Below are 12,295 nucleotides of genomic sequence, written 5' to 3' on the forward strand. Positions count from 1 at the left end.
GACCATTTGGTTATCTTACAGGACGAATCACGAATTTGAATGCATAGTCCTGATAAGGAAGCATATACTTCTCAATAGGTAATGAGCCCCATGTATCGACACATCCCAATCCCATCTGTCTCTGACTAATGTGTACAGAGGTAAAGTCTCGTGGTACAAGGTCTCCAGAATGTTCTTGGTTCTTTACCGGTCCGCGGTAAAGATCTGAAGTCAGATAGTTCAGGCTTGAACACTCCATTGGCTCATTGGAGAAAAACTCCAGACCATTATTGTCTTTTGTCAGAACCTTCCAATATCTTACCTGCGTCTTGTTGCCAGACTCCTGTGGACGGACATATGGATAATACTGATCCTTTACCAACTGGGTAAAAATGCCCAATCTGTCGGAATTGTTACGGTCTGCATAATTCTCGTTAGGACCCTTTCCGTAGAATTCAACTCTATCAAACTCTTTAGGCATCTGCAATTCCATTCCATAGCGCAGAAGATTTGGCTTGTTCTCCGCATCAGGATTTACCTTCAGATCTTGTTCAACAGTAAGTTCTCCATTATTATTCAATGTATAGGTAAGAGTCAGTGTAGACTCTGTTTCTTTGAGATACAACTCGGCAACAACAGAACCATTCTCCTTACGGGTAAAATTCTTCAGTTCCATACTTGGCTTATTCCATGCTGCACTTAATGTAGGCATATGTGAACCAAAATCGTTGTCTGTGTATGCTCTCCAGAAGTCTGGAGTCAAATCAAATCCTTTTACAAGCATAGGTGTTTTGTCAACATCCAAATAAGAAAGCGGAACATTCTCCATATTGAGCGAAGCCATGAACCTGCACTTCTGGCCCCGCATGCGAATCAAGCATCCTACACATGTAAAGGGACAGCTCTATATCCCGATGATCAACCTTGCCATGTATATCGGTGTGGTCATCATCATCCTGCTGTTTCGCGACTCCTCACACATGGAGGCAGCCTACGGACTCGCCATCACCATCACCATGCTGATGACCACCCTGCTTCTCGGTTTCTACCTGCACAGCAAGGGTGTGTCGCGAGTCCTCACGATATTGTTTATGGGCGCATACTGCACCATCGAGGCAATCTTCCTGGCAGCCAACCTGTCGAAGTTTCTCGCAGGAGGATGGTGTACGATGCTTATTGGCGGAATCCTGTTTCTGATGATGTATGTATGGGTTAGAGCCATGAAGATACGCCACCATTATATCAGAACAAAACCTCTGGATGACTACTATCAGATTATATCCGACATCAAGGCAGACAAGAGTATCCCCAAGTACGCCTCCAACCTTGTCTATATAAACCATGCCAACAAGGAAGGCACCGTAGACAACAAACTGCTCTACTCCATCATCAACAAGCAGCCTAAACGTGCTGACCACTACTGGCTTATCAACATGGAGTTTGCCGATACGCCAGACACGTTGGAGTACAGATTTGATACCCTGGTACCCGACACCCTCTACAGCATTACGATGCGCATTGGTTTCCGCATAGAGCCCCGGGTGAGTCTCTACTTGAGGCAAGTGGTGGAAGACCTTGTGGCTGACGGAAAAGTTGATCTGACCAGCTCCTATCCGTCGCTCCGCAAAAACGGTATTCCTGGCGATTTCCGATTCATCATCATCCACCGAGTATATTATCCGGAGAGTTCAGTCAACCGCCAGCAGAACCTGCTAATGAGTATGTATGCACTCATCAGCAAGATAGGCATCGACGAACCAAAGGCATTGGGACTCGACACTTCTATGGTGGTGGTAGAACGTGTACCGCTCATCATCAGCCAACGCAACGGAAGCATCAGACGCATCACGCAAATCGTGGAAGAAGAGTAAGTCCTGTCGCAAGATAATATTTTTTCAAGTGATATATTGATACTGAAACGTTACGTAGGCAAAGGCGCATCACAAGGATGGCTCGAAGGCTTGCCGAAGGCGGTGCCTGACAAGATGGGGATCTTACTCCGTGGGGCCGGTGTATTGGCCGATGAAGAAGATGGTGTTGGTAGCGCGCTCGGTAATCATGTAGATGAACGGGCGGTTGGCATGGAACACCACGTGGCGGGGCTCTTCGGGCTGATACATCGACATCATCATGGTGGCGGCGGTGACTGCGGCGGCCTTGGTTCCATTCTCACTCACCTCTATCTTAGCCTTTTGCAGCATGGTCGACACATACATGGGGGCGTCGGTCATATTACCGAAATTAGCCTGACCAGCTTGGAATATCGACGGGGCGCCAAGGGCTGAGATGGGCTGGTTGAGCGGGGTCTCGGTGGTGGTGGAGAAGCGGGGCAGCTTCAGATCGACCAAACACTCGGTCATGTTGGCCTGCAGCTCGGCAAAGTTCTTGGCGTTGAGCTGCTGCGCCACATCAGTGGTCGACTTGCCCTCAGCGGGCAGGATTATGGTCATCGAGTAGGTGCCATTGCCGTAAGGAAGGGTCACGGCGGCGTAATCCTTATTGTCGGCATACATGAACTTATGCTCCTGCTGCATCATGTCGACCTTCTTGATGTCGCGGGTGAAACCGCGGAACTCCTCCGTCTTGGTCTGGCTCTTGTCGAACTTGGAAGCCCAAGTGCCGTTGAAGTAGATGGCGTTCATCAGTACTGCGGTGGCATTGGCGTCGAGCTGGTCAACGATCTTGGGAATCATGCCGTCGGTTTGCTTGGCACACCATCCGTTGATCTTGCTCAGGGTCTTGGGCGACGTGAAATCCATGCTCTCCACCTGTGCCTCGAAGAGGGCCTTCATGGCGGTGGCATACTCGTTCTTGAAGGTCACCTGCTTGTTCACGGCAATGCAGTTGGCTATGTTGATCTGGGTACGACGGTCGAGAGCCGACGCATGATTGATAATCGACTTATAGGCGTCATTGAGCGTCTGCAACGATGTGCCGTCCTGCCCCAATGCCTTCATGATCTCGGTCTGCGTGGCGCCTTCAGCACCATTGGCCAGCATGCCCATGAGGTAGGCCACGCTGATGGGCGAGAGAACCTTCGAGTCCATACCCTCCTGGGTGCGGAAAAGGTTGAAAGCAAAGTCGTTGGTCTGGGCCACAGCCTTCTGCTCAGCGTCGCTCAGAACGAGGTATTGCTCATCGAGTTTGCTCTCAATCTTGGTTGCATTCATACTGTTATCCGTATTCTGATGGTTCTTCTGCGTGGCGCACGAGCCAAGCGTGGTAGCGGCCAGGGCTGCCATAACGGCTGCATGACCTATGTGTACGATATTTTTTTTCATTTTACAACTAACTTTGTTTTGTTTACAATCCATACTTTTCAGCTTTTTTATTTACATAAATACGCAAAAGGGTGGATTATTGCATGGGCTGACTATATACTTTTGCAAAAACAGGGCAAAAGCGTTGTTTTTTGGGGGAAGGAAAAAGACTTTGACTCACAATCCTGCAACTTGATTTCCTGCATGAAAGAGATAAACTCATAGGTCTTGTTATTGTTTATGGCTTGCTGCTCAAACAACTCGTAGTCGAGCACCTTTCTTCGCTTCAAGAACAAGGTCATCCAAGCGTCATAGTGGATGTTTCCCAACAAGAAGATAGCAAATACCAACTTATTGTAGAAGAAGATATGTCAGTATTATTTGTTTCATCTCGATTTGTGGCATAACAAATAATACTGTATCTTTGCATAAGGATGAATAAGAAAAAATCACAACTCTCAATCTTTTCATTTATGCAAGACACGAATATCCATACCGGCGTTTACGAACAGATTATCAACCGCCTCTTCAAACAGAAATTGAATGAGGTGGACACCGGGCGATTCTATATAGGCAAGAAGCTGATTTCGAAGGATGATGCAAGTCAATATAAAGCTATTGGATAATTATGAACACAGGAGAAAGAAAACATATAGAAGTGGTTGCCGCCGTTATCTGCGACGGCAACCGCATATTTGCCACACAAAGAGGATATGGCGAATGGAAGGACTGGTGGGAGTTTCCGGGCGGAAAGATGGAGCCTGGCGAAACGCCCGAAGCTGCCCTGCAAAGAGAGATACGAGAGGAGCTGGCAACGGATATCTCCGTGGAAAGCCTCCTCACCACAGTCTGCTACGACTACCCCAACTTCCACCTAACCATGCATTGCTACCTCTGCAAGGTCAAGAGCGGCAACCTCACTCTCCTCGAACACGAGGCAGCCAAGTGGCTCACGCGCGACGAGCTGGGATGTGTGAAGTGGCTGCCAGCAGATGAGGAAGTGGTGATAAAGATAAAGGGCTGATTTGGAAGCGTGCAGACAGAGCACGACATCTCGGTATATCTATCCGGCTGCTACGGCGATTTCGACTCTTTTGAATTTATGCCGCCAGATAATACCGATATAAAACATGACAAAACCAGCCTTTATTTTTGTGTTCCCCCAAAAAGCAGTATCTTTGGAATTCAAATGAAATAAAGACAATAATGGTATTTTATTTTTCAGGTACAGGCAACAGCAAGCATGTGGCGCAACGGCTGGCACAGGCAACCGGCGAAAGCTGCATTTCGATAACAGACTGCATGAGCAAGGACGAATGTTCGTTTTCCTTAAGCGAGGATGAACGTGTGGGATTTGTCACCCCCGTGTATTTCTGGGGGCTGCCCGACATCGTCGTGAGGTTTGTCAACAAACTGACTCTCACGGGGCTCCATCACAACTTCATCTATCATGTGCTCACATTCGGCACCACTACCGGGCAGGCTCATTATATGATGCAGGAATTGCTCAAGAAGAAGGGGCTGCGGCTGGATGCGAAGTATAATGTGAGAATGGTGGATGTATGGACTCCGATATTCGATGTGTCGGACCACGAGAAATGCCTGCGAAAAACGGAAGAAGCCGAAAAGAGCATTGCCAAGACCACGGCAAGGGCTGCAGCACGCAAGGCTGGCAACTTTGATTGTCTGCGTTTTCCGCATTGGCTTGCCCATTGGTATTATCTCACCTACGGGAAGCAGCGCAAGACGAAGAATTTCCATGTGATGAACGACAGATGTGTAGGTTGCGGGAAATGCGCCAGCCAATGTCCGGAACAAGCCATAGAATGCAAAGACGGCTATCCTGTATGGACGAAAGAGAAATGCACGCTGTGTCTCAGATGCCTGCACCACTGCCCCCGTTTTGCCATACAATATTGCAGACACACCATGAAGCATGGGCAGTTCGTGCATCCCGGAGAAAGGGGGCAGGATGCTTGAAAGGAAAAAGGATGAATATCAGGTTGGGGCAACAGCTTTTCGAGGTAATCGATATTGACTGACAAGTTTTCAAACTATACAGTCTGAAGAGAAGCCTTTCTCAATCGTAGAACTTCAAGAAGGTCTACCCGTTGGCGGAATTCATTTAGTGCACACTTAATCTTAATGACCGATTCTGGTAAAACATACCCATCCCTTGCCACCGCACCGAAGGCAGCGACCATTCCCTGACAGGCTATGCGGGAGGATTGGAGGCAAAGAGAGGTTACATATACAAAAAAATCCGATTAAGCGAGAGGAGAGAGAAATTTGCTTGCATAAAATTGTTGCAGTATCAATATAAAAATCGTAATTTTGCATTACAGAGAGAAAAACAACGAACTCAAACAGAAAGGTTTCTGATTATATCATAATTATAAGGCAACATGCAGATATTATTAGCAAACGCCAAGATAATGTTCGACAAGACGGACAGGAAGCCGGTCTCCACCCCACTCTTCCAGACCGTAGCCGACACTCTGGCTGCGGAGATGGCAAGGATGGACGTAGAGGATTTGGCCCGGCAGCTGGATTGCAGCCGGAAGATAGCGGCAGAGAACTGGAGACGCTATCAAGACTTTATGACAGCCGAGAAGATGCCTGCCCTGCTTGCCTTCAATGGTCAGGCATACAAGCATCTGTGTGCCTGTACATTGAGCGACGAGGCTTTGGAGTATGCCCAGAAGCATCTTTGGATAACGTGTTTTCTCTATGGTCTGCTGCGCCCTATGGACGGCATAGTGCCCTATCGCATGGAACATTGTGTAACGCTCGAAGCCACAAACGACAAGCCCATCAATCAGTTCTGGAAAGACCGACTGACAGATGTGCTAATAGACAGCGTGAAGGCTGACGACGGCATCCTCCTGCATCTCTCCACCGAAGAATACGAGCATCTGTTCGACTGGAAGAGAGTCTGCAAGGAAGTGACGGTCGTTCACCCCCTCTTCTATGTACGGCAGAAAGACGGCAGGCTGAAGATGCAGGCAGTATGGGCCAAGTCGTGCCGTGGAGCAATGCTACGCTTCATTGTGAACAACAGCATCGTCACTCCCGAAGAACTCTCCGCTTTCAGCTACGAAGGCTTTGAATACGCTCCGCAATCAGGCGACGCAAACAATCCGCATTTCGTAAGAGAAAATATCCGGTAAAGAAGATTATGGCAGAACACCCTGTACTGCATAACGATGAATATAGTTGTTTCTACGGTATCAGACCTTCAGGCATAATCTGCGTCTAATTCATAGATGATTAAAACCAAATCGGTCGTTAGGGCTTGCCTGGATTTTGTTTTTTTAGAAGAGTGGATTTTGTTTGGCTTTTAATGAGTAATAGCGAGCTATTGCGAATTAAAAACGAGCAAAAGACACCTTATAAAAAGCAAAAGACTGCAAGCAGTCATTAACTAATTTTATAACGGCCTAATGGCCGTTTTGGGTTAAACACTCATCACAACTTGGGTATTAATTTATTATCTAATTATCTAATTTTTTTGCTTATGAAAAGAATGATAAGAGTATTGATGATAGCCATTTGTTGTATGATGTCATGCAACATGGCGGCGAATGCAGGCAACGGAAAGCCTATCTCTGTAGATGCACTTCCAGCCAAGGCCCAGACCTTGCTCAATAATCATTTCAATGGTCAGAAGGTGATGCTTGCAACGATTGAATCGGGAGTTGTCAGCAGAAGCTATGACGTTGTTCTGAAGAATGGCACGAAGCTGGAGTTCGACAAGAGGGGCAATCTCACTGAGATTGACTGCAAGCAAGGCATTGTGCCAGATCAGCTGATTCCGCAAGCCATAAATAACTACCTGAAGGAGAATTATGAAGGACAATCAGTGAGAAAGATTGAAATAAACAGGAAGGAATACGAAGTGGAACTGACGAACGGACTGGACCTGACCTTCAACAAGCACTTCCAACTGATAGATATTGAATGATAAGCATGGGAGAAGTAAGGATATGCATCCAGTATTACGACTCGCCATGCGGCCGACTGGTCTTGGCTTCTTTCGCTGACAGACTATGCCTTTGCGATTGGAGCGACAACCCTTTTGCAGAGCGCAACATGCTCAGACTTACAAGGAACATGAAGACTTCTTTCAAGACTGAGACAACCTCTGTCTTGGAAGAGACCAAAAGACAACTCGACGAATACTTTGCCGGCAAGCGCAAGGCTTTCGACATACAGTTACGCCTGGCGGGTACTGATTTTCAGCATGAAGTGTGGAACGCTTTGCTCGACATTCCGTACGGAGCGACAAAGAGTTATAAGGATATAGCCCAATGCATCGGCAAGCCCAAAGCCGTGAGAGCCGTAGCAGGAGCCATAGGCGCAAACAGCATCAGCATCCTAATCCCTTGCCACCGCGTAATAGGCAGCGACCATTCACTGACAGGCTATGCGGGAGGATTGGAGGCTAAGAGAGTGTTGCTCGGAATAGAGACGCAAATATAAATAATTATGTTACCTTTGCGAATACAAAAAAAAACAGATACGACAAGAGCAAGGAATACATCATCGGTTATGTGCTAAAAGACATGGTGTTGAAGGAGTTGTCGGAAGATAAGTTCGAAACAAGGCTCTCCGACCTCATGCGCCCGATTCTTTCTTTCTGCGAAGACGATTCGGTGTATCAGATATGGGAGAAGATGCTGGAGAAGCGCGAACACATCTCCATCATCCTTGACGAATATGGTTGTCTGCGTGGCGTGGTCTCAATGGAAGACGTGATAGAGACCATGACCGGCGTGGAAATCGTGGACGAAGACGACGTGGCTGTGGACATGCAGGCTTTTGCCAAGGAAAAGTCGCGCAGGATGTTGCGGAAATAACGTTGAGTCCATGATGCAAGCCTGTCATTAGACCGTGTAATATAATATTTTAACCCCAAACGGTCATTAGGTCGTTTAATGTAATATTCTGCAACTGTTTGCAGTCTTTTGCCTGTCACAAGGCGTCTTATAGCTTTAGCTCACTTATGGCCCGCATATTCATAGCTATACGTTTCAACGACGAGTTCAAGAAAGCACTCGTAAGTATACAGGATGCCCTGAAAGCAAGAGGCGTCAGCGGAAACTATTGCCCTTATGACAACCTCCATATGACTCTTGTCTTCATAGGCGAACGATATGACCTGCAGAAAATCGGAAAGGCTTTGAGCGAAGTGGAATTCAAACCTTTCACCCTGACATTGGACAGACTTGGATCATTCCCCACGAAAGCCGGAGTCATCTGGTGTGGCACGAAAGAGAACGAACCTGCCACGACTATAGCCAACCTGCTGCGCGAACGCCTCACCGCACATGGAGTTTCTTTCAGCGCCAAGGCTTTCTATCCCCACATATCCCTGGTGCGACACCCGTCACAAATCGTTACAGACATCGACGTGCCGGCGGCAAGCATCAAGATAGAACGAGTTTTCGTGATGAAATCCGAACGTATCGATGGAGAACTCGTATATTCTGAGATGACGGCAACAGAATGACGCCTGCACCTGTAATCCTTGCATCATATAAACCCATAATACCACCTATGTTTCCGCCGTTCTGCGTGGGAATATGAATATTTTTGCCTACTTTTGCAGCGTTTTTCATTATAAGTACAAGAAAGAGACATGATTACAGTTGATGGACTGACCGTCGAGTTCGGCGGCACCACCCTATTCAAAGACATCTCCTTCCAGATAAACGAGAAGGACCGTATAGCCCTGATGGGAAAAAATGGAGCAGGCAAGAGCACGCTGCTCAAGATTATCGCTGGTGTCAGGACTGCCACACGAGGCAGCGTTTCGGCACCGAAGGACTGCGTCATCGCCTATCTGCCTCAGCACTTGATGACAGAAGACGGTCGCACAGTGTTCGACGAGACCTGCCAGGCTTTCGCCCATCTGCACGAGATACAGGCTGAAATAGACCGCATCAACAACGAACTTACCACACGCACCGACTACGAGAGCGACGAATATATGCAGCTCATAGAAAAAGTGTCGGCGCTCTCTGAGAAATTCTACGCCATAGACATGTCTCACTTCGAAGAGGACGTGGAGAAGACGCTGCTCGGACTTGGTTTTGAGCGCTCTGACTTCAACCGCCCGACGAGCGAATTCTCCGGAGGATGGCGTATGCGTATCGAACTTGCCAAGCTGCTGCTCAAGTCGCCCGACGTGCTGCTGCTCGACGAGCCTACCAACCATCTCGACATAGAATCCATAGGATGGCTCGAAGACTTCATCATCAACAGTTCCAAAGCCGTGGTCGTGATAAGCCACGACCGCAAATTCGTTGACAATATCACCACACGAACCATAGAGGTGACCATGGGGCGCATCTACGACTACAAAGCCACCTACAGCCACTATCTGGAACTGCGCAAGGAGCGCCGCGAACAACAGATGAAGAAATACGAAGAGCAACAGAAGATGATTGCAGAGACGAAAGATTTCATCGAGCGTTTCAAAGGCACATACTCAAAGACTTTCCAGGTGCAGAGCCGCGTGAAGATGCTCGAGAAGCTGGAACTCATCGAAGTGGACGAGGAAGACACGAGCCACCTGCGCCTCAAGTTCCCGCCAAGCCCGCGCAGCGGTTCCTATCCCGTACAGATGAGCGATGTGGCAATGTCGTTCGACGGCAAGAAGATTTTCAGCGGCGTAAATCTCACAGTGGAACGCAGCGACAAGATTGCCTTCGTGGGACGCAACGGCGAGGGTAAGTCAACGCTCGTGAAATGCATCATGGGACAGCTGCAGAACGAAGGTAAACTGGAGCTCGGCCACAACGTGCAGATAGGCTACTTCGCCCAGAACCAGGCATCGCTGCTCGACGGCAACCTCACGGTATTCCAGACCATCGACGACGTGGCAAAAGGCGAAATACGCAACAAGATACGCGACCTGCTCGGCGCATTCATGTTCGGAGGAGAAGACTCCACAAAGAAGGTGAAAGTGCTCTCTGGCGGTGAACGCACGCGACTTGCCATCCTAAAGCTCCTGCTGGAGCCCGTAAACCTGCTCATCCTCGATGAGCCCACCAACCATCTCGACCTCAAGACCAAGGATGTGCTCAAGCAAGCCCTTCAGGACTTCGACGGCACCCTCATCGTGGTAAGCCACGACCGCGACTTCCTCGACGGCCTTGTAAGCAAAGTATACGAATTCGGTCATGGCCGCGTTCGCGAACACCTCTGCGGCATCTACGAATTCCTCGAGACAAAGAAGATGGAAAGTCTGCAGGAGCTGGAAAAGAAATAATTAGTGACATAGACAACGTGAAAGACTCTTTCCATATAATAAATCCGGAATTGACAAAGGACCTGTTTCGACAATTAGCCTTCATGACATGGCATGGCAAAGAAGACAATGACGGCTATAAGGGTCCAGAAAATGTAATAGACCATTTATGGGAATTTACCAATGGAGCTTGCAGAAAAACAAACAAAATGAAGACAGACAATCATTGAGTCAACAAATACTGCTGCTCGACAAGACTTTTGCATGCATTATTTTCTTTTCCTCCTTCTCACCCTATAGCCCGACCACAGGCACCAGAGGGAGAGGATGCCCATCACGAAGATGAATACGTATGTGGCGATGCTGCCGATGAATATTCTGCCGCTATGCACCTCAAGAGCGACATTCCAGAGCGACATCGGCAGGTGGGCTAAAGCTGAGGGCTGGGAAACCACCGACGTGCCGTCGTAATAATCCGCTATGACAGGAGCGCAGAAATGCTGACTCATGCCAGCTATCGCCTTCTTGCCGAATGGCGGACCGGCTTCTGCCGGAGCCGGCTCATGAGTGAAATAGTCTGTTGCCTTGGCGTGCTGCCTGTCCCATACATACAGTCCGCTGAAGGATCCGCAATACCAGTTTCCGTCCTTATCCTTCTGCAACACGTTCAGTCCCATCACGCTCACCGGCGGAGCGGCGCTGATTTTAGTCGCCGCCCGACGCTTGATATCCAGCGAATAGAAACCGTCTGACGCAGACAAGAGCCAATCGCCGCAAGCCTCATCAAAACGCACCATGCGCAGCTTGTCGTTCCAGGGATTCCGACTCTTGAGCGCCGTTCCGGGGATGGCAGGAATTTTGTTCTGCACCAGAGCTATCATCACCGGCGGACGCAGACACCATCCTGTCAGCGCCACCAATATAGTGAGCACGATGGTGTATCGCCCCACCCTGTCGTGTATCTGAAACGACGCCTTCAGCAAAGCCTTGCGTTTCGGCCTCAACCAGAAGATGACTCCCGTGAGGCAAAGCACCGCCAACACTATAGCAATGGCATCCACGACCAGTCGTCCAGCCATGCCGAAGAGTTCGCCGCTATGCAGGAGCCACACCGCACGGAAAGCCGTAGCCCGTCCGTCGTAACCTTCCGGCTCACGAATTTCAATGCGGCGGAATGTGGTATAAGGCGGCAATGACGTGTAGACGAATGAGCGGCTAAGCACCACCAGCGTATCGCCATGAGAAGCCACATCAGTCAAGCGCTCATCTTCTCCCAACGGCATCTTTATCTCATGCCACGCGCCATGTACGCCATAACGATAGAGGGCGAAAGGAGATACGGCAAAAATGGCGTTTCCGGAATCACCGGCATTATCATTGGTGTCATTCGCGTTTTTGTCTATCCTGACAACATTTCTAATCTGACGGTAGTCTGCTCCCTCTGGCAGCCCCTCGTTGAAATCTCTGACTGATGAGGCTTTTGCATCTGTAATCCATATACCTCCGCTGCCATATATCAGCAGATGGCGGCATGAGTCTGCGGTGCCTGCGGAAACAGACGGTGGGAGGTGTCCGATATCTGTGGTTCCTCTGAGCAGTCCACCGTTCCAGTCATGGTATTCATAACGGCCGGGCAGATATTTCCTGCTCACGTTCACGTTCTTGATCAGAGAACGATGATTGAGCAGGATGCCCGACACACAGAACAGCAGCATGAACAGCGTCATACCGAGCCCTAACCATTTATGTTGTTTTCTCCAAGTGGACTTTTTCATCTTATCAGTTGACGAGTAATAAAGTA

12 protein-coding genes and 2 pseudogenes are annotated in these 12,295 nt (G+C 48.8%); 10 read left to right on the forward strand and 4 right to left on the reverse strand.

The window, feature by feature from the left end; translation table 11 throughout:
* Positions 1 to 10: 10 nt before the first annotated feature.
* Positions 11 to 847, reverse strand: a complete 837-nt coding sequence (locus tag CCC32_RS08645; protein ID WP_353756395.1) for a beta-galactosidase small subunit — start codon at positions 845 to 847, stop codon at positions 11 to 13.
* Between CCC32_RS08645 and CCC32_RS08650 the strand changes: the two are divergent.
* A pseudogene (locus CCC32_RS08650) lies at positions 804 to 1,850 on the forward strand (KUP/HAK/KT family potassium transporter); the annotation flags it as partial. The gene CCC32_RS08645 and the pseudogene CCC32_RS08650 sit on opposite strands and share 44 nt — an antisense overlap.
* A gap of 123 nt (positions 1,851 to 1,973) precedes the next feature.
* Here the strand turns inward: CCC32_RS08650 and CCC32_RS08655 are convergent.
* Complete coding sequence (locus tag CCC32_RS08655) at positions 1,974 to 3,260, reverse strand: serpin family protein (RefSeq protein WP_287073752.1); 1,287 nt, start codon at positions 3,258 to 3,260, stop codon at positions 1,974 to 1,976.
* A 149-nt stretch (positions 3,261 to 3,409) separates the two neighbouring features.
* Positions 3,410 to 3,607: pseudogene (locus CCC32_RS08660) on the reverse strand (hypothetical protein); the annotation flags it as partial.
* Between the two features lie 66 nt (positions 3,608 to 3,673).
* Here CCC32_RS08660 and CCC32_RS08665 point away from each other — a divergent pair.
* The 9 genes from CCC32_RS08665 to CCC32_RS08710 all read left to right on the forward strand — a co-directional run bounded on the left by CCC32_RS08665 (position 3,674) and on the right by CCC32_RS08710 (position 10,515).
* Positions 3,674 to 3,865 carry a hypothetical protein gene (locus tag CCC32_RS08665; RefSeq protein WP_156145806.1) on the forward strand — a complete coding sequence of 64 codons (192 nt, stop codon included), beginning with the start codon at positions 3,674 to 3,676 and terminating at the stop codon, positions 3,863 to 3,865.
* Positions 3,866 to 3,867: 2 nt separating this feature from the next.
* Complete coding sequence (locus CCC32_RS08670) at positions 3,868 to 4,263, forward strand: (deoxy)nucleoside triphosphate pyrophosphohydrolase (RefSeq protein ID WP_044073692.1); 396 nt, start codon at positions 3,868 to 3,870, stop codon at positions 4,261 to 4,263.
* 182 nt (positions 4,264 to 4,445) lie between these two features.
* Positions 4,446 to 5,219, forward strand: coding sequence for an EFR1 family ferrodoxin (locus tag CCC32_RS08675; protein WP_287073758.1), 774 nt, complete (start codon positions 4,446 to 4,448; stop codon positions 5,217 to 5,219).
* A 425-nt stretch (positions 5,220 to 5,644) separates the two neighbouring features.
* Positions 5,645 to 6,409 carry a YaaA family protein gene (locus tag CCC32_RS08685; protein WP_287073761.1) on the forward strand — a complete coding sequence of 255 codons (765 nt, stop codon included), beginning with the start codon at positions 5,645 to 5,647 and terminating at the stop codon, positions 6,407 to 6,409.
* A gap of 356 nt (positions 6,410 to 6,765) precedes the next feature.
* Positions 6,766 to 7,203, forward strand: coding sequence for a PepSY-like domain-containing protein (locus tag CCC32_RS08690; protein WP_231572960.1), 438 nt, complete (start codon positions 6,766 to 6,768; stop codon positions 7,201 to 7,203).
* Between the two features lie 5 nt (positions 7,204 to 7,208).
* Positions 7,209 to 7,721, forward strand: a complete 513-nt coding sequence (locus CCC32_RS08695) for a methylated-DNA--[protein]-cysteine S-methyltransferase (RefSeq protein ID WP_044074982.1) — start codon at positions 7,209 to 7,211, stop codon at positions 7,719 to 7,721.
* A 71-nt stretch (positions 7,722 to 7,792) separates the two neighbouring features.
* Positions 7,793 to 8,098, forward strand: a complete 306-nt coding sequence (locus tag CCC32_RS08700; RefSeq protein ID WP_287073766.1) for a CBS domain-containing protein — start codon at positions 7,793 to 7,795, stop codon at positions 8,096 to 8,098.
* A gap of 146 nt (positions 8,099 to 8,244) precedes the next feature.
* Complete coding sequence (thpR, locus tag CCC32_RS08705) at positions 8,245 to 8,751, forward strand: RNA 2',3'-cyclic phosphodiesterase (RefSeq protein ID WP_287073770.1); 507 nt, start codon at positions 8,245 to 8,247, stop codon at positions 8,749 to 8,751.
* A gap of 129 nt (positions 8,752 to 8,880) precedes the next feature.
* Positions 8,881 to 10,515, forward strand: coding sequence for an ABC-F family ATP-binding cassette domain-containing protein (locus tag CCC32_RS08710; RefSeq protein WP_287073772.1), 1,635 nt, complete (start codon positions 8,881 to 8,883; stop codon positions 10,513 to 10,515).
* Positions 10,516 to 10,763: 248 nt separating this feature from the next.
* On the opposite strand, the gene CCC32_RS08715 is transcribed toward CCC32_RS08710, so the two are convergent.
* Positions 10,764 to 12,269, reverse strand: a complete 1,506-nt coding sequence (locus CCC32_RS08715) for a PepSY-associated TM helix domain-containing protein (protein ID WP_287073774.1) — start codon at positions 12,267 to 12,269, stop codon at positions 10,764 to 10,766.
* Positions 12,270 to 12,295 lie beyond the last annotated feature (26 nt).

It is taken from the genome of Prevotella sp. LMAG:51 (assembly GCF_008680225.1).
Classification (GTDB): Bacteria; Bacteroidota; Bacteroidia; order Bacteroidales; family Bacteroidaceae; genus Prevotella; species Prevotella pectinovora.

Bases quoted from the DNA above. Each gene is read 5' to 3' on its own strand.
- CCC32_RS08645 (WP_353756395.1), bottom strand. From the start codon at position 847: ATGCGGGGCCAGAAGTGCAGGTTCATGGCTTCGCTCAATATGGAGAAT.
- CCC32_RS08655 (WP_287073752.1), bottom strand. From the start codon at position 3,260: ATGAAAAAAAATATCGTACACATAGGTCATGCAGCCGTTATGGCAGCC.
- CCC32_RS08665 (WP_156145806.1), top strand. From the start codon at position 3,674: ATGAATAAGAAAAAATCACAACTCTCAATCTTTTCATTTATGCAAGAC.
- CCC32_RS08670 (WP_044073692.1), top strand. From the start codon at position 3,868: ATGAACACAGGAGAAAGAAAACATATAGAAGTGGTTGCCGCCGTTATC.
- CCC32_RS08675 (WP_287073758.1), top strand. From the start codon at position 4,446: ATGGTATTTTATTTTTCAGGTACAGGCAACAGCAAGCATGTGGCGCAA.
- CCC32_RS08685 (WP_287073761.1), top strand. From the start codon at position 5,645: ATGCAGATATTATTAGCAAACGCCAAGATAATGTTCGACAAGACGGAC.
- CCC32_RS08690 (WP_231572960.1), top strand. From the start codon at position 6,766: ATGATAAGAGTATTGATGATAGCCATTTGTTGTATGATGTCATGCAAC.
- CCC32_RS08695 (WP_044074982.1), top strand. From the start codon at position 7,209: ATGGGAGAAGTAAGGATATGCATCCAGTATTACGACTCGCCATGCGGC.
- thpR (WP_287073770.1), top strand. From the start codon at position 8,245: ATGGCCCGCATATTCATAGCTATACGTTTCAACGACGAGTTCAAGAAA.
- CCC32_RS08710 (WP_287073772.1), top strand. From the start codon at position 8,881: ATGATTACAGTTGATGGACTGACCGTCGAGTTCGGCGGCACCACCCTA.
- CCC32_RS08715 (WP_287073774.1), bottom strand. From the start codon at position 12,269: ATGAAAAAGTCCACTTGGAGAAAACAACATAAATGGTTAGGGCTCGGT.